At 56.9% G+C, this 22347-nt stretch carries 17 protein-coding genes; 4 read left to right on the top strand and 13 right to left on the bottom strand.

The genetic code is table 11. From position 1 onward, the window contains the following. Positions 1 to 10 precede the first annotated feature (10 nt). Both JFN90_RS11935 and JFN90_RS11930 read left to right on the top strand, forming a co-directional pair. Complete coding sequence (locus JFN90_RS11935; RefSeq protein ID WP_199395343.1) at positions 11 to 1075, top strand: NADH:flavin oxidoreductase/NADH oxidase; 1065 nt, start codon at positions 11 to 13, stop codon at positions 1073 to 1075. Positions 1076 to 1497: 422 nt separating this feature from the next. Beyond that, positions 1498 to 2172 (top strand): Bax inhibitor-1/YccA family protein, encoded by a 675-nt coding sequence (locus JFN90_RS11930; protein WP_199395342.1) that lies wholly within the window; start codon positions 1498 to 1500, stop codon positions 2170 to 2172. Positions 2173 to 2238: 66 nt separating this feature from the next. Here the strand turns inward: JFN90_RS11930 and JFN90_RS11925 are convergent, their stop codons facing one another. Continuing rightward, entirely contained in the window at positions 2239 to 3063 is an 825-nt protein-coding gene (locus tag JFN90_RS11925; protein WP_199395341.1) for a CvfB family protein, read from the bottom strand. 283 nt (positions 3064 to 3346) lie between these two features. Between JFN90_RS11925 and JFN90_RS11920 the strand changes: the two genes are divergently transcribed. Then, the gene (locus JFN90_RS11920) at positions 3347 to 7108 is read left to right on the top strand and encodes a PAS domain S-box protein (RefSeq protein ID WP_236018972.1); all 3762 of its coding nucleotides are present in this window, start codon (positions 3347 to 3349) and stop codon (positions 7106 to 7108) included. Between the two features lie 96 nt (positions 7109 to 7204). Further along, positions 7205 to 7924 (top strand): creatininase family protein, encoded by a 720-nt coding sequence (locus tag JFN90_RS11915; RefSeq protein ID WP_199395339.1) that lies wholly within the window; start codon positions 7205 to 7207, stop codon positions 7922 to 7924. A gap of 660 nt (positions 7925 to 8584) precedes the next feature. Here the strand turns inward: JFN90_RS11915 and JFN90_RS11910 are convergent. From JFN90_RS11910 to JFN90_RS11855, 12 genes are all read right to left on the bottom strand, one after another. Beyond that, the gene (locus JFN90_RS11910; protein WP_236018971.1) at positions 8585 to 9784 is read right to left on the bottom strand and encodes a carboxymuconolactone decarboxylase family protein; all 1200 of its coding nucleotides are present in this window, start codon (positions 9782 to 9784) and stop codon (positions 8585 to 8587) included. A 285-nt stretch (positions 9785 to 10069) separates the two neighbouring features. Further along, a complete protein-coding gene (locus JFN90_RS11905) occupies positions 10070 to 11200 on the bottom strand; it encodes an MFS transporter (RefSeq protein ID WP_199395338.1) in 1131 nt (376 codons plus the stop codon). A gap of 104 nt (positions 11201 to 11304) precedes the next feature. Continuing rightward, on the bottom strand, positions 11305 to 12363 hold the full coding sequence (locus tag JFN90_RS11900) for an alpha/beta hydrolase (RefSeq protein WP_199395337.1): 1059 nt from the start codon (positions 12361 to 12363) through the stop codon (positions 11305 to 11307). Between the two features lie 356 nt (positions 12364 to 12719). Beyond that, positions 12720 to 13664, bottom strand: coding sequence for an AraC family transcriptional regulator (locus JFN90_RS11895; protein ID WP_199395336.1), 945 nt, complete (start codon positions 13662 to 13664; stop codon positions 12720 to 12722). Positions 13665 to 13759: 95 nt separating this feature from the next. Continuing rightward, positions 13760 to 14743, bottom strand: a complete 984-nt coding sequence (locus JFN90_RS11890; RefSeq protein WP_199395335.1) for an aldo/keto reductase — start codon at positions 14741 to 14743, stop codon at positions 13760 to 13762. A gap of 81 nt (positions 14744 to 14824) precedes the next feature. After that, positions 14825 to 15676, bottom strand: a complete 852-nt coding sequence (locus JFN90_RS11885) for an aldo/keto reductase (RefSeq protein WP_199395334.1) — start codon at positions 15674 to 15676, stop codon at positions 14825 to 14827. A gap of 31 nt (positions 15677 to 15707) precedes the next feature. Continuing rightward, positions 15708 to 16943, bottom strand: coding sequence for a multidrug effflux MFS transporter (locus JFN90_RS11880; protein ID WP_236018970.1), 1236 nt, complete (start codon positions 16941 to 16943; stop codon positions 15708 to 15710). A 142-nt stretch (positions 16944 to 17085) separates the two neighbouring features. Continuing rightward, positions 17086 to 17706, bottom strand: a complete 621-nt coding sequence (locus JFN90_RS11875) for a flavodoxin family protein (protein WP_185242167.1) — start codon at positions 17704 to 17706, stop codon at positions 17086 to 17088. Between the two features lie 24 nt (positions 17707 to 17730). Continuing rightward, entirely contained in the window at positions 17731 to 18918 is a 1188-nt protein-coding gene (locus JFN90_RS11870; protein ID WP_199395333.1) for an iron-containing alcohol dehydrogenase, read from the bottom strand. 65 nt (positions 18919 to 18983) lie between these two features. Further along, positions 18984 to 19811 (bottom strand): SDR family oxidoreductase, encoded by an 828-nt coding sequence (locus JFN90_RS11865; protein ID WP_199395332.1) that lies wholly within the window; start codon positions 19809 to 19811, stop codon positions 18984 to 18986. Between the two features lie 34 nt (positions 19812 to 19845). Beyond that, positions 19846 to 20826, bottom strand: a complete 981-nt coding sequence (locus tag JFN90_RS11860) for an aldo/keto reductase (protein WP_199395331.1) — start codon at positions 20824 to 20826, stop codon at positions 19846 to 19848. 586 nt (positions 20827 to 21412) lie between these two features. Continuing rightward, entirely contained in the window at positions 21413 to 22309 is an 897-nt protein-coding gene (locus tag JFN90_RS11855; RefSeq protein ID WP_199395330.1) for an AraC family transcriptional regulator, read from the bottom strand. Between the last annotated feature and the right edge of the window lie 38 nt (positions 22310 to 22347).

Below are 22347 nucleotides of genomic sequence, written 5' to 3'. Positions count from 1 at the left end.
GTTTCCCAGCATGAGCATCCTTTTCACCCCGCTTACCCTGCGCGAGTTGGTCTTCAGAAACCGCATCTTCGTCTCGCCCATGTGCATGTATTCCAGCAAGGAGGGGCTCCCCACTGACTGGCACATGGTGCACCTGGGCAGCCGCGCGGTAGGCGGGGCCGGGCTGGTCATGGTCGAGGCGACCGCGGTCACGCCGCAGGGGCGCATATCGCCTGACGACAGCGGCATCTGGAGTGCCGAACATGCCGCCGCCTTTGCCCCCATCACCCGCTTCATCAAGGCGCAGGGCGCCGTCCCAGGCATCCAACTCGCCCACGCCGGCCGCAAGGCATCGACCGACCTTCCCTGGAGGGGAGGACGCCCGGTCGACGCCAAGCACCGCGGCTGGCAGACCATTGGGCCGAGCCCGGTTCCCTTCTCCCAGGAGGAGCCGGTGGTCCCCCGGGAAGCGACCCTGCAGGACCTGGAAACGCTGCTCGGCCAGTTCACAGCCGCAGCTCGACGCAGCATCGAGGCAGGCTTCGAAGTCGTCGAAATCCACATGGCGCACGGCTACCTGCTGCACGAGTTCCTGTCGCCGCTCTCCAACCAACGCAGCGATGATTTCGGGGGCTCGCTCGAGAACCGCTGCCGCTTTCCGCTCAGGGTCGCCAAGGCCGTGCGCGAGATCTGGCCCGTGCACCTGCCGGTGTTCGTCAGGGTTTCGGCGACGGATTGGATGGAAGGGGGGTGGGACCTGGAGCAGACCCTTTACCTGGTCCGGGCACTGAAGGATATTGGCATCGACCTGATCGACTGCTCATCGGGGGGAATGGTCCCCGAGGCCATGCCCCCCTTCGGCCCCGGCTTCCAGACACCCTTCGCCACTGCCATCAGGAACGAGATCGGCATCCCGACCGGCGCGGTGGGCGTCATTACCGAGCCGGTCCAGGCCGAGCAGATCGTGGCCACCGGGTTGGCCGACGCCGTATTCTTGGCGCGCGCCATGCTGCGGGACCCGTACTGGCCGCTGCATGCCGCGAAGGTCCTGGGAGTGGAGCTTGCCTGGCCGTTGCAGTACGAAAGGGCGAAATAAGAAAAGAGAAAGCCCCCGCGCGGTGCCGACAGGACCGGGGCGGGAGAAAGGGAAGGGTGGGGGAGCTGTTGCAACGGGCGGCAGGGGGGGCAGGCACCTTGCCGCCCGTGCCGTTAGTCGGCGGCTACCACGTGGATGGGCCCCGCGCAGCAGGCCGAAACCCTAGCAAGACAGGCAATGATGGCTATTTTTTTCAACATGATGGATCCTCCTTTGGTCAATGCGCAGTAACGCCACACAGCGGTGCCGTAGTCGCACCAAAATATAGGAAGTAGATTGTACACCACCCCTTGCACATTCACGTACAGATGCTTATTTTTCTGACTGGCAACCCCGCTTCATGTTATAAACAAAGGATCAAATTACTGAAAAACTGCGACCGGTCAGGACTTCTGCCGCAGACGCAATCAAAGGAGCATGGCATGGAAAGATATCAGACACAGTACCGAACCGTCACCGTGGTCAATAGCGGAGTAATGAGAGGAGTGTACGGCTGGATGAGCGGCGGCCTTTTGCTCACCGCTTTCGTTTCCGTCATAACCGCATCCACACCGGCCCTTCTGCAGGCGATCCTCGGCAACCGCATCCTCTTCTATGCCCTTTTGTTCGGCGAACTGGGGCTGGTGGTGGCCATAAGCGGCGCCATCAACAGGATCAGTGCCGCCACGGCCAGCATGCTTTTCCTGCTCTACGCGGCCTTAAACGGCATCACCATGTCCACCATTTTCGTTGCCTATACCCACACCTCCATCGCCTCTACCTTCCTGGTCACCGCCGGGATGTTCGGCGCCATGAGCCTCTACGGCTACCTGACCAGGAGCGATCTCTCCTCGTGGGGGAGCTTCCTGTTCATGGGCTTGGTCGGGGTGGTGATCGCCTCCGTCGTGAACATCTTCCTGCACAGTTCGATGCTCAACTGGGTCCTCAGCCTGTGCGGCATCATCGTCTTCACCGGCCTTACCGCCTACGATACGCAACGGATCAAGCAGATGGGCGATAGCAGCGGCAAGGGCGCAATCCTCGGCGCACTCACCCTTTACCTCGACTTCATCAACATGTTCCTCTTGCTGCTCAGGTTCCTTGGCGACCGCAGGTAAAAAAAAGAACCCCGGCGCGCGACGGCGCCGGGGTTCTTCATTGTCAGGAAGAAGAATAGGGGGAGGTTAACGCAACCGGATCCCTTCCTTGGTGATCTCGATTACCCCTTCCCGGTACAGGTTGCCGATCACGGTCTTGAAGTTCTTCTTGCTCATCCGGAACATCTCCGCGATCAGTTCCGGAGCTGACTTGTCCCCCACGGGAAGGAAGCCGCCCCGCTCGCCAAGCACCCGCAACAGCGTCTCCCGCCCGCCGCTCAGGTCCTGCTTCCCTCCCTTTCTGAGGGTCACATCTATCTTGCCGTCGCTCCTGATTTTCTTCACGTACCCCTGGGCGGTGTCGCCAACCCGGTACCTGCCGAAAAGCTCGGTCTTGAACAGCAGGCCATCATGGCGGCCGTTGATGATGACCTTGGCGCCGAGGTCGCCGAACTCGTAGAAGGTGAGCCCGACTTCCTGTCCCTCCTTGAGTCCGGCTGCGGACTTCTCCAGGAACTTCCCTATCTTGGCAGAGGCCGCGATTCGCTCGGAGCGGTCCAGGTACACGCGCACCAGGTAATTTTCCCCTTTCTGCATGGGACGCGTCTGCTCGCTGAACGGGACAAGGAGGTCCTTCTCCAGCCCCCATTCCAGGAAAGCCCCGACCGGGCTTACGTCCTTGACCTCCATGAGCGCGAAGTCGCCCACCTGGGCCTTCGGTTCCAACGTGGTGGCGATGAGCCGGTCCTCGGAGTCGAGGTACACGAATACCTTCAGGTGCTCGCCGTGGTGCAGCCCTTCCGGGACGTACTTGGTCGGCAAAAGGATGTCACCCAGTTCCGACTCAAGGTAGGCACCAATGGCGCTCAGTTTCTTTACTTCCAGACGGTTGTACTTGCCGATTGCTAGCATTTTATCTTTGCTCCCCTACGCGTGGCTCTAATGTTTTGCCGTCGCGCACCGAATACTATATCAAATCACTGCTCGCGCCTATCACTCTTTTCACCGCCCCGGCCGGCTGCGCAGCGACTCATGATCCAAAAACTGTTAATAAACGGGTATTTCCCGCCGGATCGGTACAACTTTTTAGCTGGACAGGTTGAACATATTCATACTAAGGTAGCAAGTTCCGGAATGCCGCATGTGGTGCCCTGCCAGCGGAGGCTGATTGCGCCCCTTTAGCCTGAAAACAAAGATGACGGTAACCATATCCCTGCTGACGGCGGGGTTGTTATCCATTATTGCGCTTACCACCCACCTCTACGTCACCGACCAGATCAAGGGTCTGCTTTACACGCAGCAGTTCGACATGGTTACCGCACTCGCCGACCAGATCGACGACAAGTTCCGGTTGTCGCAAACGGAACTGGTGGCCACCGCCCGCACCCTCAAAACAGGTACTCTGCACGACCCGGGGACCATGCAGAACTTCTTCGACCAGCGTCCGGGCAACCTGACCATGTTCGACAACGGCCTGTTTCTCTTTTCCGCCCAAGGGACGCTCATCTCGGGCAACCCTCTCGACAGCGGCATCGTCGGCAAGAACTTCCTGTTCCGTGACTACGTCAAAAAAACGCTCGCCACCCGGCAGCCCCAGATCTCCGCCCCGTTCCTCTCGGCGCAAACCCACCGGCATCCCATCATCATGCTTACCGCGCCGGTGCTTGACGACCGGGGCGAAGTAGCCGGCATCCTGGCGGGAAGCATGGACCTGACCAAGGACAACTTCGTGACCAGGGTGGGCAAGATCACCCTCGGCCAGAAGGGTTATCTCTACCTGTACAACACGGACCGGGTGATGATCGCCCACCCCGACGGCCGCCGAATCTTCAAGCAGGACGTTCCTGTCGGCAAGAACCGCCTCTACGACGATGCCATCGCCGGGTTCGAGGGGACCGGCGAGACAACCAATTCCCGGGGCATCCCGGTGATCAGCTCCTTCAGGCGGCTGAAGACCACCAACTGGATCCTCGCCAGCAATTTCCCCCAACAGGAGGCGTACGCGCCGGTTTACCGGGCCCGCAGCTACATCCTTATCGCCTTAGTGGTGGTCTTTCTCATCTCCATGCTCGTGGTCTGGCTTTGCATGAAGTTCCTCACCGCGCCGCTGACCACTTTCACCGAACAGATCAGGGTGCTGACCCAGAACAAGGAAGGTGACGCCGCTCCCATCAACATCGCGACCGGCGATGAAATCGGCGTCCTGGGAGATGCCTTCAATCAGCTGTTGAAGGAACTGCAGCAACAGAAATACGAACTGAAGCGGCAACTGGAGTTCTCGCAGAAGCTGATCGAGGTCACCCCCATCCCCGTTTACTACAAGGGGGCCGACGGCAGGTACCTGGGCTGCAACCAGGCCTTCTACAACTTTACCGGCCTGACCCGGGACATGGTCATCGGCAAGACCGTCTTCGACGTGACGCCTGCTTCGATCGCCGAGGTGCACCACCGTTCGGACCAGGAAGTGATCGCCGGCGCCGGGGTGCAGGTCTACGAAAGCAAGGCCGTGCACGTCGACCATTCCGAGCGCGACGTCATCTTCTTCAAGACCAGCTTCACCGCCAGCAACGGCAGCTGCGGCGGCATCCTCGGGGTCATGCTCGACATCACGGAGCGCAAGCAGGCGGAGGCGGACCTGCAGTCGCAGAAGGAATTTGCCGAGAGCCTGGTCTTGAACATGACGCAGCCTACGTTCGTGCTGGACTGCCAGCACCGCGTCCTCATCTGGAACCACGCGCTGGAAAACCTCACCGGGATCAAGGCTAGCGAGGCACTGGGTTCCAGCAACGTCGGCAAAGTCTTTTACGGCACCGACCGGCCGGTTCTCGCCGACCTGGTATTGGACGAGAATTTTCACGACGGCGCCAGGTTCTACAGCGACTGCCGCAGGTCGCCGCTGATAGAGGGCGGTTTGCAGGCCGAAGGGTGGTACCAGGATCCGGAAGGAAACGGGCACTACGTCACCATCAACGCGGCACAGATCCGCGACCGGCAGGGGAGGGTGGTCGGCGCCATCCAAAACCTCGAGGACATCACCGAGCGCAAGCAGGCCGAGGTGGCGCACGAACAAACCCGTCGCCAGATGCAGCTCATCCTCGATGCGGCGGGAGAGGGGATCAACGGCGTCGACCTGCAGGGACGCATCACCTTTGTAAACCCGGCGGCGGCGCACATGGTGGGATGGACCCAGGAAGAACTGCTCGGGCAGCATCAGCATTCGCTGATGCACCATACCCGCGAGGACGGCTCTCTCTTCCCCGAGCAGGAGTGCCCGATGTCGGCAGCCTGCTACGAGGGGCGCCCCTACCAGGGAAGCGACGAGCTGTTCTGGCGCAAGGACGGCAGCAGTTTCTACGCGGAATATAACTGCAGGCCGTTGCGGGAAGGGGGAGAACTGGTCGGCGCCGTGGTCATCTACAAGGACGTGACCGAGCGTCGGCAGGCCGACGAGCAGTTGCTGAAGCTGTCCCAGGCCGTGATGCAGAGTCCGGTCGCCATCATGATCACGGACATCAATGGCGACATCGAGTTTGTCAACCCGCGCTTCACCGAGATTACCGGGTACACCTCGGAGGAAGTCGTCGGGCTTAACCCGCGCCTTCTGAAAAGCGGCAAGACCTCGGCCGAGCTTTACCAGGGTATGTGGAACACCATCACCTCAGGCCGTATATGGACCGGCGAATTGTACAACCGGCACAAAGACGGCACCACCTTCTGGCAGCACGCCACCATTTCCCCCATCCTGAACAGTTCCGGGGTGATCAACCACTTCATGGCCTTCATGGAGAGCATCAACGAGCGCAAGAAACTCGAGGAGCAACTGAGGCAGGCGCAAAAAATGGAAGCTATCGGCCAACTTGCCGGCGGCGTGGCCCACGATTTCAACAACATACTGACCGTGATCCTCGGCTTCGGTCAACTGCTGCAGTACTCCCTGCCTAAAAACGACCCGATGCTCGACCATATGGAGCAGATCCTCGATGCGGCCGACCGGGCCACGCACCTCACCAAGAGCCTGCTGGCCTTCAGCCGCAAACAGGTGATGGTGATGCAGCAGGTGGAGCTGAACGATCTGACCCGCAGGCATGCCAAGTTCCTGGTCCGGATCATCGGCGAAGACGTAACCCTGAAGACCTCTTTCAGCGACGAGAAGCTGCTGGTAATGGCGGACAGCGGGCAGTTGGAGCAGGTGCTCATGAACCTTGCCACCAATGCCAGGGACGCCATGCCCACCGGCGGCGAGTTGACCATCCGGACCGAGCTGACCACTCTAGACAAGGAGTTCCATCGCCAATACGGATACGGCATGCCCGGTCGCTACGCCCTGATTACTATCGCCGATACCGGGACCGGAATGGATGCCGAAACCCAGCAGAAGATCTTCGAACCCTTCTTTACCACGAAACTCCCCGGTCGCGGTACCGGACTCGGCATGTCGATCGTCTACGGGATCATCAAGCAGCATGGCGGCTACATCACCGTTTTCAGCCAGAGGGGTTTCGGCACCACGTTCAGCATCTACCTGCCGCTGATCACCGAGAAGGTGCAGCCCAGCGAGAAACCCAGCACCTTCATCCCGGAAGGAGGGACCGAGAGCATCCTGGTCGTGGAGGACGACGCCGCCGTGGGGCGGCTGGTCGAGTCCGTCCTTAAGAGGTATGGATACCAAGTGATACTGGCGAGCAGCGGCGACGAAGCGCTGCAACTCTTCGAGGCCAGGAATCAGGAGATCAGCCTGGCCCTGCTCGACGTGATCATGCCCAAGATGAACGGCAAGCAGCTTTGTGAGGAGCTGCGCCGGCACTCACCGCAGTTGAAGGTCCTCTTCCTGAGCGGATACACTGCTGACGTTATCCAGGACAAGGGGATCTTCCTGGAGGAGGGGGTCGACATCCTCAAGAAACCGGCCAGGCCCATCGAGCTTGCCAAGAAGGTACGGGAAATGCTGGATTCCTGACCACTTAGTCCCCTTCCCCAACGCACAGAACGGGGGAGGGGACGTCAGCTACAGAATAAATTACATTTAAATTCAATGACTTAAAGGGGCAATGCGATGCTGATCGAGAACATGACCATGGATGAATTCGTCCAGGGGCTGGAGGTCTGCAAAACCGTATATATTCCATTTGGATCGGTCGAGGAGCATGGCAGCCATTTGCCGCTGTCTACGGACACCATTGAAGCATACGAGGTGGGCAAGCGCGCCGCCGAGCGGATTCCGCTGTTCGTGGCGCCGCCGGTGCATTATGGGTGCTGCCGCTCCACGTCGCGCCATCCGGGCACCGTGTCCATCAGAACCGTGACACTGAAGGCGTTACTAAAAGACATCGTACGATCGCTGCACGCCCAGGGTCTGGTCAACTTCGTCGTACTCACTGGGCACGCTGGCGGTTCGCACCGCATGGCGCTTCAGGACGCCGGCGAAGAGTTGATTCAGGAACTGCCGGCAATAAACATGGCGGTCGTCACCGAATACGAACTCGCCAAAGAGACCGGCGCCCACCTGATCGAGACGCGCGGCGATGCCCATGCCGGCGAAATCGAAACCTCCCGCATCATGCATTCGCATCCGCATCTGGTCAAAGGCACGGCTCCCGCCGAGTACCCCAATTTCCCCGTGGGGATCCTGGTTCGCGACAAGCGGAGCTTCTGGCCCGGCGGAGTCTGGGGCGACCCGGGCAAGGCGAGTGCGGAAAAGGGTAAAGTGCTGGAATCACTGGTAGCCGACAAGGTGGTCGAGCTGGTCAAGTCCCTGGAAAGCCGCCACTGGTAATTGCCTAAAAAAGCGGCTTCCAAATTTGCCGTTTAAAGGGACTTTTCGATCGGGTGCAGGGGTAGGCCTGGACCCGATTTTGGTCCGACTGCGCCAGAAGCCGTTCTACGGGGTCGGGCACTGTTCTAACGTTTGCAGCGGCCGTGCCTGCGGTCACCATCTGGTGGGCCGGGAGAAGTCGTCGACCGGTACAGGTCTGGTAGATGATGTAGGCGACCGGGCAGAGCGAGCATGTCCGCAGGCAGCTGGAACGAGAGGCAGGTACTGCTGGAAACCAGAGCGGCATGTGGTGAAGCGGCAGCGTCATTGGCCACTCGCAAAACCGGTGGAGCAGAAGCGGACACCGCAGGACCCGAGTAAGGGGTTCACCGGTTTCACGGTATTTCGCCCCTCGGAGCACCTGTAGGGGGATGCGGCCTTGTGCTCGGGCAAATACAGGTCTTCAACTTGACATAATATATCTTATGGGACATTTAACGATACGCCACCCCGTTGGCACCTAATATTGCGGAGCCCCCATTACCTGCGAAGCGCAGGCTTTGCCTAGACCTCGTTTCCTTTAAAATACAACTGAGTACACACCCACAAATTTGTTGCTCCCTTTACCTTGGCCAAACTGATACCGCGTTATCTACCGTCGTCATCGCTCGACTGCCTTGATCACTTCGGCAACCGGTTGTATGCCTCATCGGGCACCGGCTCAAGCCATTCGGTGGAACCGCCCTCTGCGGGGACTTCTACTGCCACATGGGAGAACCAGCTATCTTTAGCGGCTCCATGCCAATGCTTGGTTTCTGGTGCAATATTCACCACGTCACCAGCCCTGAGCTCCTTCGCGGCTTTTCCCCATTCTTGATACCAGCCGCGTCCGCCAGTGACGAGCAAAATCTGTCCCCCCTTGTGATGGATATGCCAGAAATTTCGGCAACCTGGCTCAAAGGTCACATTCCCTATGAACATCCTTTCCGTCGACAGCACCTTAAGATAGCTTGTGCCGGTAAAGTATTTGGCATATTTTTCGTTCTTCTCTCCCACGGGAAAAATACCGCCATTGCGAAGGTCACTGTGTTGCTGACCCATGTTCTTCTCCTTTTGGAGGTTCGCAGTAGCCTCGACGTTATCCATGGCAGGGCGGTCTCCAAACGGTACTTGCTTACTGGACGCCAAAACCTGGTCAAAAACGACTCCAGCGTTCTCCGCAACCGTCGGGCCGCACTTTGTGCGCAGAACACCGATAAGATCCCGCAACTGCTCGGGGGACAGACCGTTGTGCAGAGCTATGGACAAATGCCCCTGCAATTGCGGATTAACACCCTCGATATTGGCCAGAGCCGCTACTGTTGCCAGTTCTCGGTCCTGCCAATTCAGCACGTCGCGCTGAAAGATATCGCCGAAGAGGTGGGCCTTTAAGAATTGGTCGATTGCCGGGGCAAAGTCAAAAACCGGGCCGGTCACAGGTTGTCCGACTAGCCTGGTCTGGTTTTCGGCGCCGAATTCAAGGCTAGTTCGGCTTGTCGGCAGAGGGCTTGATCCCCTCCCCTTCTCGTCCCTGATACCTTCTTTTTCTCGCTCGCTTAAAAGAGTCATGAAAGTGCCAATGCCGTTAAGGCTTCGGGGAAAGCCGGCGTAGGCGTAAAGCTGAACCAGGATTTCCTTGATCTCACTCACGGTAAGACCGGCATCGAGGCCATCACATAGTGCCACTCTTAGCTTGTCGAGATCTCCGTTGGCAGTGAAAGCGGCGATGGGGATGATTGCCCGCTGTTTCACATTTAGATGATTTTGCATGGTCTGCGCCTCCGATATAGCAGTGATCAACATCGCGATACAAGCGGATGCCAGGATAAGAAGTGGTCTCATGTCCCTCATTTACTCCTCAGCGGCCCGGGGGGCTCTCGTTTCCAGTTAGCGCCCCACCCTCTTCTGCAGGTGGGCAGGGTCCCAGCCGGCGGCTTTTTAAGCGAATCCTGAAAAAGGGAGACAACAATGTCCTTACTTGATGCCAGCCTCAAGGGATTTCGAAGCTGGCCCTTCGCCAATTAGTTCCCTGAAAGTCATGGTACGGAGAGCCAAATGACTGATTTAAAAGCACACTACGACCGAGATGTGTGATTGCATGGCAGCTCTTCTTGAAAGTGGTGTGACTCAGGCGGAATGCGCCCGATCCACGCGAGACGTCATAAACACCAGACCCGCTGCAATGAGCAACACAATGGCGCTGGCGGCAAAGGTGCTCTGGTAGCCGCTCGTGTCGAACAGCAAGCCGCCCACGGTGGAACCAATGGCAATGGCCAATTGTATTACCGCCACGATCAGCCCGCCACCTGCCTCTGCATCGTGGGGCAGGGTCTGAGCCACCCAACTCCACCAGCCCACGGGCGCAGCGGTGGCAACCAGTCCCCAACAACCGAGCACCATCACCACGGCTGACACCCAGCCGCCCCAGACGATCAGTGCTAGGGCAATCATAGCCATCAACACTGGAAGGACGATCATCGTGGGATATAGGCCAAACTTCTTTAGCACAGTGCCGATGAGTGTGGTGCCTATGAAACCCGTCACGCCGATCACAAGCAGGATGAGCGACAGCGCGTCCACGTCCACTTGCGTCACCGTCTCCAGAAACGGACGTACATAGGTGAACAGCGTGAACTGCCCCATAAAGAAAATGCTGCAAGCGGCCATACCCAAAGCGACAGTACGGCTTTTCAGCAATTTGAATATGTTGCCCGAACTCGCTCTTGTCTCTACCTGCATTGAGGGCAAGCTCATCCATTGCCAAACGAGGGCTATCAATGCCACCGGTACTAGGCAGAAGAACGCGCCTCGCCAGCCGATGACCGAGCCGAGATAACTACCTAGGGGAGGCGCTAAAACGGTTGCCAAGGCGTTGCCGCCATTGAAGACGGCCATCGCGCGCGGCACTTGGTTTCCAGGTACCAACCGCATGGCGGTAGCCACCGCCAGTGACCAGAACCCACCTACCACCACGCCGATGAGCGCGCGACCCACCATGTAGATGACATAGTTCTGCGCCAGAGTGATGACCGCGCCGGACAGGGCCATCACCCCCGTCAAGCCCAGCAGTAGCGTCTTACGATCCATACTGCCGGCCAGCGCGGAAATGAACAGGCTCGTCACCACTGCGAAGGCACCGGAAATCGCGATGCCTTGCCCTGTCATCCCTTCGGTGACGTGCAGAGCGGCAGACATTGGTGTCAACAGACTGACAGGCATGAACTCAGAGGCGATCAACGCGAACACGCACAGCGTCATGGCAAATACACCGCTCCAGCACGCAGGTCGCGTGCCTGCCTCGTCTTGGGAAAATTCACCCTGATCTAGGGAGTCACATACTTGCGTAGTCATGGAGTCGCTACTCATATCAAGTTCTTTCTGAAGAACGAGGTCAGCTTGTCCCAAGGGATCAGATTGACCCGGTCGTAGAGATCCACATGCCCCGCACCTTTGACGAGAACCAGCTCCTTGGGTTCAGCTGCTCGCTTGTACGCATCATGACTGAACTCGATGGAATGTGCTTTGTCGCCAGTAATGAACAGCATGGGGCGAGGGGAGATCGTCTCAATATCTTCAAAGGGGTAGAAGTTCATGAACTTCACGGCACTTGTCAGTGTCGGGTGCGTTGTCAGTTCCGGTGATGAACCTTTGGGGGTGAAATCACCTCGCGGCGTACGGTAAAAATCATAAAATTCACGCTGGATTGGATGTGTATCTTTTGTTAATTCGTGCACTGTACCGCTTGTGTATTTAGTTTCACCACCAGTAAATTCGGCATAACGCTGCTGAGCTGCTTCGGCGATGATCGCTTTTCTCTGCTCAATGGTTTGTGAATGATTGAGTGCATTACGGACTGCCGCACCCATGTCGTACATGCTGACGGTTGCAATGGCTTTCATGCGGGGGTCAATCTTGGCGGCACTGATCGCAAAGCTCCCGCTGCCGCAGATACCAAGGACACCAATCCGCTCACGATCCACAAATGTTTGGGTGCCTAGATAATCGACCGCCGCACTGAAATCCTCTGCATAGATATCTGGTGAAACGGCATTACGTGGTTGACCTTCGCTCTCGCCCCAGAAGGACAGGTCGATCGCCAGGGTTACAAAGCCCTGCTCGGCCAGTTTCGTGGCATACAGGTTCGAGCTTTGCTCTTTGACGGCCCCCATGGGGTGGCCGACAACTATTGCGGGGTTCTTGCTTCCCTGCTTTATTCCCTTGGGAATGAACAGGTTTCCTGCAACTTTCATCCTGTATTGATTGTTGAATGAAACCTTCTGAAATGTGACCTTGTCGCTTTTGTAAAAATTATCCGCTCCATGAGACATGTCGGCCCCCAATGCGATGCTAGCTGATAATAACAAGCCTGCAAAAATCGAAGTGACGATACCCAATCTGCTTGTAGAAGATTTGTGTTCCATGTTTAGGCTCCTTGAATAAGTTGCTACGATCCGTATAGGATTAGGACGCTGCCCAAACCGAACTCGTTGACGTATTGCCCGATGTTGAGTTCTTTGCCTTTGCCAAATTCAATCCTCGTCGGGTTGTAAAAAGAGAAGTCGCGCAATTTGGTTCTCCTTGCTGGTGCTTTGTTTTCTTGGTTGTATATTAGAAACTTACAGTTGATTTGGAAATACACATACCTATCCGTTTTTTGCACAATCCTACAATTGGCAACGTTTTATGTAGGGCGCGACCACAAAGGGGGCAGCTCTGAAATGAACTGCCCCCTTTGTGTGAGTATCTGTTATGAGGTTCCAGCGGTGCAGGCGTTTTGCTAGCTGGTGATTCCAGCGACTCCACGACGCAACTGGGAGATATCGCGCAGCGGTGGCGCCCCGAACAGTCTGCTGTACTCGCGGCTGAACTGGGACGAACTTTCATACCCAACCCGGAAGGCAGCGCTCGTTGCGTCAAGGTTTTCCGCAAGCATTATGCGCCTCGCTTCCTGCAGGCGGAGGTGTTTCTGGTACTGAAGCGGGCTCAAGGAGGTCATTGACCTGAAGTGACTGTGAAAACTGGACGGACTCATGTTGGCACTTTCGGCGAGGTCTTCGACCCGCAACTGCTCGCAGAAATTCACCCTCAGCCAGTCAATTGCGCGGGCAACTTGATGGCTACTGCTTCCCGCTGATGCAATCTTGCGCAGTCGTGCTCCCTGCTCTCCGTTGAGTAATCGAAAGAGAATCTCCCGGTGAAGCATCGGTGCAAGAATGGGTATGCTCTCGGGTTCGTCAAGCAGACTGGCCAGCCTTTGGATCGCTCCCAACAGGGGGAGCGTCATTTCGCCGGTTGCTATGGCGCGTTCAATGGTTTTCGTTCGCGGTGAGGGCAGGTTGCTGTCTATCATCAGCTGCGACAATTCGCGCATATCAAACTTCAACAACAATCCCAGGTAGGGCTCTTCAGGTGTTGCGGATATCACCTGATAAATTGTCGGCATGTGGACCGACGCAATCAGGTAGTTATTGGCGTCATAGATGAACGTCTCGTCTTCGAGATGGATTTTTTTGGCACCCTGAGCAACCACGCAAACGCTTGGTTCATGCACTCCGATTCCCGGCTCAGTCGGGTGGTTGTGGTGAAAAAAGGTCAACCCGGGTATCGCCGTCTGGAGGACTTCACGGTTGGTGGTCCACCGGGCAATGGTCTTGGCCAAAGTCTCGAGTGCAACATCCCAGTTGATTACCTCGTCAGCGTCTAAATTCTTTTTTTTTGTCATGACTTTCTCCAACCTTTACTTCTTAAACGATATCATCTGCAAATTTCCGCAACAATACAAACTCCTCAGCCGCCCGGAGGGGCTCTCGTTGTCTGTTACCGCCCCACCCTCTTCTGCAGATGGGCAGGATACCTATCGCCATGCACCTTTATTTCCGCTAAGGCACGCGCGATGTTGCCGAGATCCTCAAACGACAGCTCAACGTCGGCTGCGCCAAGATTTTCCTCCAGACGTTGGAGCTTGGTGGTACCCGGTATCGGCACAATCCACGGCTTTTGCGCCAACACCCACGCCAGAGCGACCTGGGCCGGTGTCGCTTGCTTATCTGCCGCAATTTCTTTTACGAGGTCCACCAGTGCCTGGTTGGCCTCGAGATTTTCAGGTGAGAAACGCGGGACGACGCTGCGAAAATCGGAGCTGTCAAAGGTTGATTTTTTGTCAAAGCGACCGGTTAAAAAACCTTTGCCGAGAGGACTGAAGGGCACAAAGCCGATGCCGAGTTCCTCAAGGACAGGTAGCAGTTCGTCTTCAGGCTGTCGCCACATCATGGAGTACTCGCTCTCGACCGCTGTGATCGGAAGGACCGCGTGGGCTCGGCGGATGGTCTCTACTCCGGCCTCTGATAGGCCGAAATGCTTCACCTTCCCCTCGGCAATCAAGTCCTTTATCGTGCCGGCAACGTCCTCGATCGGAACATCGGGGTCGACGCGGTGCTGGTAGTAGAGATCTATGGCCTCGACCCGGAGTCGTTTTAGCGACCCTTCAGTCACCTCACGGATATACTCCGGCCGGCTGCTAAGGACCTGTCGATTGTCGGTGCGCCCGAGTTCGAATCCGAATTTTGTGGCGATCACCACCTCTCCGCGCAGAGGTGCAAGGGCCTCGCCCACGATCTCTTCGTTCTCCGCGCCGTAAATCTGTGCTGTATCGAAGAAGGTGACCCCACGCTCTGCGGCCGCGCGGACCAGCTCAATGGCTTGCTGCCGGTCGGTTGCCGGTCCATATCCATGACTCAGGCCCATGGCGCCGTAACCTATGGCTGAGACTTCCAAGCCCTTTCCCAGCAATCGCTTCTTCATGGTATATCTCCTTTAACATCGCTCGAGCAGAAACGCTTATGGCGCCCATCGAGGCGATGTGCCGTGGTGCGGTCCTCTGTGTCAGAGAGCGAGTTTTCTTTCACCCAACCACTTGACCATCGCAGGGTCGCGGTGATCAAAGAAGCTGCTCTGGTTCTGATCCAGAGTCGCGATTGCCGCCATGTCCTCAGCGCTGAGCTCAAAATTGAATACATCAAAGTTTTCCCGTATGCGGCCAGGGTGCACCGACTTAGGGATCGAGACTACGCCACGCTGGATCAGCCAACAAAGAACAACCTGGGCGATACTTTTGCCGTATTTCTCGCCGATGGATCTCAACAGCTCGTTGGCGAACAGATCATTCTTCCCCTCTGCAAAAGGTCCCCAAGATTCAATCTGTATGCGGTTTTCCTCGAGGAACTTTTGGGTCTCGACCTGCTGGCAAAACGGGTGGGTCTCGATCTGGTTAATGGCGGGAACCACAGAGTTGTGGACGATGAGATCCATCACCCGGTCAGGGTGAAAGTTGCTGACCCCGATAGCCCTGATTTTTCCTTCCCGGTAGAGCTCTTCCATAGCCCGCCACGAGCCGTGGACGTCGCCAAAGGGCTGATGGATCAGATAGAGGTCTAGGTAATCGAGCTGCAGCTTGTTGAGAGATCTTTCAAAGGCCTGCTTGGTGCTATCGTAGCCCGCGTCCTGGATCCACAGCTTTGTTGTTACGAAAAGCTCCTCTCTGGTAACGCCGCATTTCCTGAGCGCATTGCCGACAGCTTCCTCGTTCATGTAGGCCGCCGCAGTGTCTATCAGTCGGTAGCCCACATGGAGGGCGTCGCAGACGCTCCGCTCACACTCGTCGGAATCGGGCACCTGAAAAACGCCAAAGCCCAAGATAGGCATTTCGACGCCGTTATTCAGAACAACTTTTTCCATAGTTAATGCCTCCTTGTGACGCACACCGGTTTCATTTCCTTGAAGGTAACAGCAACACAGTCGACAATAGGCAGCCGACGCCGCTCAGGGCGACGACCAGCCCCAGCGGCCAGGGAGTGCCGTCTCCCCACAGTCCAACCAGTCCAGAACCAAAGATGCCACTTCCATACTGGACAGCTCCCGTCAATGCCGAGACAGCGCCGGCCCGCTGTGGGAAATCGACCAGTGCGCCGGTGATAGAGTTGGCGACGATGAGCCCCGTAGTTGACGCGAACAAAAACAGCGGCATCACGAGTCCCCAAAGCCCGCCCAGACCGCTATGCGCGGCGAACCCGGCCCACATGCCGGTGGCTGAGGCCGCAATGGCTCCAGCCACCAGGATCCGGTCATAGCCGAAACGCCCAATCAGCCACCGGTTCAGGATGTTGGCCCCCATGATACCGATGATCCCCATGCCAAACAGCAGACCGTACAGACGAGCAGGGAAATGGTAGTAGCTGATGTAGACGAAGGGTGTGCCCGCAACGTAAGCGAACATGCCGGCATAGAGAAAGCCGCCCGCCCCCAGATACCCAAGCAGCCTGCGATTTCGCAGCAGCTCAAAATAGCTGAGCAGCGCCCTACCGAGCGGTTCTGTGTTGCGGTTGCGTAGGGGAAGAGTTTCGGGGATGGTGCAGAGCGCCCCAAGGGTCACGAGCCCGACCGCGACCAGGAACCAGAAGATCGCGCGCCAACCAGACACCGAAACAATCTGCCCACCGAGCAGGGGACCGACCAGGGGCATGACGGCCATCACCGTAATCAGCGTGGACAGCATCTGAGCTGCTTTAGTCCCCTCGTAAAGATCACGCACCATGGCACGCGAAAGAGCAACACTTGCGCAAGCGCCCAATGCCTGCACCACCCGCCACCCGATCAACGTCAGGGCATCGCTGGATAGCGCACAACCAACTGAGCCGAGCACGAACAGGATCAACCCGCTGCCGACTGCCAAGCGACGACCGTAGCGGTCGCTGAGCGGACCCCACAACAACTGTCCAAAGCTGAACCCGACCAGATACCCTGAGATGGTCCACTCTATCATCCCGGTATCCGCGTGCAAGGAGCTACTCATCAGCGGCATGGCAGGTAGGTAAAGGTCAGTCGAAATCGATGCGAAGCCCATCAAAAGGCTCAGCACGCCGAGCACATACCATCCCGGTCTGGGTTCCTCTAAAACTGAAACCTCTTTATCCACCCACATTTCAAGTTGATCCACGTCGGCCATTCAAGACTCCTGGGCCAAAGAGGAAACCCCGTTGCCGTCCGCCGCTTCCGGCTCGGTCGCTACGTATGTTTTGTGCCCTTGATCGTTCACATGCAGTCCCTTTCTGCTAAGCCGGCTGTTCGCCTGCTTTTTCCCCTTCTACCTAATGTAGTTCCACTGCAACTTTCGGAAAAGGTGCAGCCGCGGAGGCTGCCGCAGTTCCCCTGCCAAGCCAGGCAATGGTCTGCCCGAGATGCTCCATATTGCGAATGGCCTCTTCGTCGTCATGCACCTCTTCCTTGGCGCACCCCACGCCGAGATTCCAGTAGATAGAACCAGGCACGATCATCGATGAGGTGAGGAACATGTGGTTTATGGTGTCGAAAACGTGAGTGCCCCCACCACGGCGCACCGCCACCACTGCAGCACCGATCTTGCCGCTGAAGGCACCGCCATTCGCCAAGGCGACGAAGCCTGCCCGATCAATCAGGGCCTTCAGCTCGGAGGTGACATCGGCGAAGTACGTCGGAGAGCCAAGTATGATCGCATCGGCGGCGAACATCTTCTCGATCACATCGTTCATGCTGTCGCTTTCAATAGCGCACTTGCCGTTCTGTTTCTCAACGCACTTCATGCAGGCTATACAGCCCCTAAGGGGCTTCCCGCCAATACGCAGGTACTCCGTGTCCCAGCCGGCGGCTGCTAAAGGCTCGAGGGTCTTCTTGAGCAGGATTTCGGTATTGCCGCCCGGTCTTGGGCTGCCGTTTATCGCAATTGCTTTCATTTCGTTATCCTTTACCTTTGTCATTTACAATGCCATCTGTAAGATCTGAAGGGCCTCTTCCTTGCCGATTGATGTGAGGATGCCCAATTTCCCATTTTCCACAGCTTTGGCGGCCATCATTTCCAGGTCTTCTTCCTTTACCCCTGCCTCGCGCAGGTTCGCCGGCATCTTGATCCCGGAATAAAATTCTTCGAGCTTCCTAACGCCTTCTTCGGCCGCTTTAGCATCGTCAGCTTCACGGACATCCATCACGTTACGGGCGAACTTTGCGAAGACCGGCAGGTGCTCCGGAGCGGTAGTCATGGTGTGACGCATCCAGGCAGGCGTCAGCAGCGCGAGAGTGACACCATGGGTCATGTCGTACCTGCTGGAAAGCTCGTGCCCCATCCCGTGCAACGGGAAGGGAAATCCCGGCTTACCGAGCACAAACTGGAACCCGGCCAAGGCCATAGAGCTGGCCCACATAATATTGGCACGAGCGTCGTAGTTTTTCGGGTCGATGAGGATCTTCGGTGCCTCCTCCAGAACTGCCTTCATGACCCCCTCGTTCATGCGGTCCTGAACGGTCGTCGCGGCCTCGGGAGTAAAGTATTGCTCCATCAGGTGGCAGAAGATGTCGGCGACGCCGGCCATCGAATGATACTCAGGCACCGTATAGGTGTACTCGGGGTCAAGAATGGAGAATTTCGGATTGAGTAGAGGATGCAGGACGACCTTTTTCTTGTGATCGTCGCCAACGGTGATGACGCCCCCCATATCCAGTTCCGAGCCGGTTCCCGCCATGGTCAGGATAGTCGCAAGCGGAGCAACGGCAGTGATCTTTGACGAGATGCCCGATTCATCGACGAAGAGATCCGTCACGGGGCCGTGGTATTTCACGCCGGCAGCGATGGCCTTGCAGGCGTCCAGGGTCGACCCGCCCCCTACGGCTAGGATGAAGTCGCAGCCATTGTCACAGTAGACCCGAATCCCTGCCTCCACGCTCTCGATCCTCGGGTTGGGTTGAATCCCGCTCAGCTCCACATGTGCAAGACCGGCCTTGCGGAACTGCTCGAGGATCATCTCGTAGATGCCATTTTGTTTTATGCTCCCGCCGCCATACGCCAACAGCACCTTGGAGCCGCCATGGGTCTTGATAGTTTCACCGAGGATCTGGATTTGGCCCTTTCCGAAATAAGCCGTGGTGGGAATGCTATAAACGAAATTATTCATGCTGATTCTCCTGTACGTTATTGATGGCAGAAAAAATGTCTGGTCGGCTCCCGGCAAAAGCTCCTTCACTTCGGCGCGAGTTCGCCGTACCAGTAAGCAGCGGTTACACCGCCATCCATGAGAAAATCGCTGCCGGTGATGAATGTGCCTTCCGGTCCCATCAGCAGAGCTGCAACGGCACCCACCTCGTCCGGAGTGCCGATACGCCCAGCCGCAGAAAGTTCAATCATGCGCCTGTACCCGGGGCCGCGGGAACCGGCTAGTTCGTCCTTAGCAAGAGGTGTGCAGATGATGCCGGGGCTGATGGTGTTGACCCGTGCACCACGCTTGCCCCAGCGCACCGCCTCTGCCATGACCCGTAACGAATTTCCGCGCTTTGATAACTGGTAAGCATTAAGCGGGTCGGTCACCACGTCTGGCTGAAGCATCGGCAAGGCGAGCAGCTCTTCGGTGGGTGTAGTTGCCAGAGCGCTGTTCTGTTCGGGTGACAGCGCTGGGAGGCGGTGGCCCGATTGAGAGGCAATCACAATGCCCGCACCGCCAGGAGCGATGACACTGCCGAATTCTTCGAGTACCAGTGCGGTGCCGTAGAGATCGACCTTCAGGATCGTCTCAGGAGCCGCCTGCGTAGGGGACACACCGGCAGCATGAATGACTCCAGCTATGGTGCCAATCCCTGTTGCGCTCTCGACGAGTGCGTGGACCGAAGCACGAGATGATACGTCTACGGTTGTGGTGCTCACCTCGAAACCGGCGTCGCTTAGGACTTTCGCTGCAGCCTCGACATTATCCTGGCGCAGGTCTGCCAGCAGGACGTGTTTGCCTACGCCAACGCGCCGAGCGATAGCCTGACCGATCAATCCAGCACCAATGACTACGATGACATTCTTCATAGTTGACCCCTTATTGAGCAACACCTAGCAAGGCTTACTCCTCTGAGAGTGACAACAACTCCTTGGAAAGCCGGTCACCTTGGATGGCGATGCCGGCGAGCCGCCCTTCTATCTCCTTCAGGTCGGCCGCAGTCAGCGCCAGATCAGCCGACTTGATGTTGTCTTCGATGTATTCGAGCTTGTCCATCCCCGGGATGGGCACGATGAACGGCTTTTGCGCGAGCAGCCAGGCCAAGGCGATCTGCACTGTGGACACGCCTTTGCTGCGGGCAATGTCGTTCAACATTTCAACCAGAGGCATGTTTGCTTTAAGTGCTTCCTGGGTGAACCGCGGGAAAGAAGCACGGAGATCCGTTGCGCTGTCGAATTTGGTGTCCGGAGTAATGGCGCCTGTCAGAAAGCCAGTCCCAAGGGGGCCCCAGGGAACAAAGCCAATCCCCAGTTCTTCACACACCGGCAACACCTCCTTCTCCGGTTCTCTGGTCCAGATCGAGTACTGATTTTGGACTGCGGCCACCTGCTGAACCGCATGTGCGCGGCGGATGGTGTCTGCTCCTGCCTCAGAAAGCCCAAAGAATTTGACCTTTCCTTCATGTATCAGCTCTTTTACCGCGCCGGCAACATCCTCGATTGGGACGTTGGGGTCGACCCGGTGTTGGTAAAACAAGTCGATATAGTCGGTTTTCAGCCGTTTCAGCGAAGCATCAGCGACCTTTTTGATGTGCTCCGGCCGACTGTTGAGTCCGCCCTCCTCGGAGATCATGCCGAACTTTGTGGCAAGGATGACCTTCTTGCGGAAGGGTTCCAGCGCCTGACCAACCAACTCCTCGTTTGTGAAAGGTCCGTACGCCTCTGCAGTATCAAAGAAGGTAACCCCTTTTTCATATCCCGCACGAATTACCTGGACTCCTTCGCTGATGTCGACGGCTTTCCCGGTACCGAAGCTCAGGTTCATGCACCCCATGCCTATGGCCGAAACCTCAAGTCCGCTGTTGCCCAATTTTCGCATTTTCATTTTTTTGCTCCCTGTAGTCATAATTCCACTGTTGTAATTATAGGTCAGCTACCTTCGAGTCCGTTACCTCGATCCTGCTGGATATTTGCACATTTCTCCGATTTGTGCATTTTTTGCTCGAGGGCTTGCAGCCATCCCCGGAGGCCGATATGACATTGACACTTACGAATTATTACATCCTTAGAAGGTTACAGGGCTATTGTCATGCCCCTCTTTCAAACCAAGACATTGCCTTATTGCCCCTTGCTTCACCATTTGAAATATACATAAGTTGTGGACAAGGGGATATTTCGATCCTGTCTCTTTTTTGCCTGATCGTCCGGATCTGTAACATCAAGTGATGCTCAGGGGAAAGAATGTGACAATGGGAGGTCGCAACTAGGGGGGGCGAGCGCTAGAGACTTGGTTGACTGCGATTCCCCGAGGCAATGGTGGAAAAAGAACTGATCGGTTTTAAGAGGCGTATGACTTTGAAAAAAGGAGGATACGGAGGGAAAACGGCAAAACAACAGGCATACAAAAAATGAAGAGACACCTGCGGTGTCCCTCCATTCGAACTGCCCCCCCTTTCACAACACTAAAGTACTTATGCTGCTGCAGAGGCCTGCCGCATTCGGTTAATGTCCCTCAGCGGAGGCGCTCCGAAGACGCGGCCGTACTCTCGGGAAAACTGCGAAGCACTCTCGTATCCTACGTTAAAGGCTGCCGTTGTAGCATCGAGTCGCTCGGCCAGCATCAGACGCCGGGCCTCGTTCAGGCGCAGCATTTTCTGGTATTGCAGCGGGCTCATGGCAGTCAGGGTACGGAAATGATGGTGGAAAGTCGAAGTGCTCATATTGACCTTGCTCGCAAGATCGTCGATTCGTAATGGGCTGCTGAAGTTCCCCTTCAGCCAGTCGATCGCCCGGGCTATCTGACTGCTCTGGCTGCCAGTTGAAGCAATCTGCCGTAACCGTTCTCCTTGATCCCCCGTCAGGAGGCGATAGACGATCTCCCTCTGGATGACTGGCGTCATAATGGGGATATCCATAGGATCATCAAGCAAAGCAACCAATCGCTCAAAGCACCCGATCAGTTGCGGCGTGACCTCGCCGGTCGCCATACCACGACTGGTTTGCTGAGCACGCGGTTTAGGGAGGTTCGAGTCGAGCATCAGTTGTGAGACCTCTCGCAGGTCGAGCGTCAGCCTGAGTCCAAGGTATGGCTTTTCACTGCTTGCCTCGGTCACCCTAACCAGTGTCGGTATATGAATGGCCGTGATCAGGTAGTGCTGGGCGTCATAGACCAAAGACTCTTCACCAAACTGGACCACCTTTGCTCCTTGAGTGACAACACAGACGCTCGGCTCGTATATGCCGCTTACCGGCTCGGAAGGTTCCTGCCGCCTAAACAGGGCAAGACCGGGGATGGCAGTGGTGTGCATCTCGCCCTGTTCGGTCCATCGAGCAATAGCATCGTTCAAGGACTCCATCTTCTTTTCCATAAGGTCCTCCATTTTTCTCATTTACTTAGGCAGTTTCC

It is taken from the genome of Geomonas propionica (assembly GCF_016458235.1).
Lineage (GTDB): Bacteria > Desulfobacterota > Desulfuromonadia > Geobacterales > Geobacteraceae > Geomonas > Geomonas propionica.
This window is presented reverse-complemented; position numbering and strand designations above follow the sequence as displayed.